Source organism: Vibrio sp. 2132-1 (assembly GCF_033344315.1).
In genome coordinates this window covers 1-846 of record NZ_JAWPON010000192.1, presented here as the reverse complement: position 1 = coordinate 846, position 846 = coordinate 1, and the positions used below count along the sequence as shown (strand labels likewise).

Here is an 846-nt window from a genome sequence, read left to right as displayed (position 1 = left end):
GCTGCAAAAGCTTAAGATGATGTCTCCAATGTCCGCAGAAGCGACAGTAGTTCGTAGCTACATCGACTGGATGGTAAGTGTACCTTGGACTAAGCGTTCTAAAGTGAAGAAAAATCTCGCGAAAGCGGAAGAGATTTTGAACGAAGATCATTATGGTCTAGAGCGTGTGAAAGAGCGTATTCTGGAGTACTTAGCAGTACAAAATCGTATCAATAAGCTAAAAGGCCCAATCCTTTGTCTTGTTGGTCCTCCAGGCGTGGGTAAAACATCGCTTGGCCGCTCAATTGCATCTGCTACTGGCCGTAAATACGTACGTATGGCCCTAGGTGGCGTGCGTGATGAAGCAGAGATTCGAGGCCACCGTCGTACTTACATTGGTTCATTGCCAGGTAAGCTGATTCAGAAAATGTCGAAAGTTGGTGTGAAAAACCCTCTCTTCCTTCTGGATGAAATCGACAAAATGTCTTCAGACATGCGTGGTGACCCGGCTTCAGCGTTGCTTGAAGTATTAGACCCTGAACAAAACAACTCATTCAACGACCACTACCTAGAAGTGGATTACGACTTGTCTGATGTGATGTTTGTTGCAACGTCTAACTCGATGAATATTCCTGGTCCGTTACTTGATCGTATGGAAGTGATTCGTCTATCCGGTTACACCGAAGATGAAAAACTAAACATTGCGAAGCGTCACCTTGTTGAAAAACAAGTGCAACGTAATGGCTTGAAACCAAACGAGATAGTCATCGAAGATTCAGCAATCATCGGTATTATCCGTTACTACACTCGTGAAGCGGGTGTGCGTGGTCTTGAGCGTGAGATTTCTAAGATCTGCCGTAAAGCAGT

At 44.9% G+C, this 846-nt stretch carries 1 protein-coding gene; it reads left to right on the top strand.

Translation table 11 applies throughout. The features are described from left to right. Positions 1–846 (top strand): AAA family ATPase (locus R8N47_RS24340; protein WP_318185997.1); only part of this gene is annotated, 846 nt, incomplete at both ends.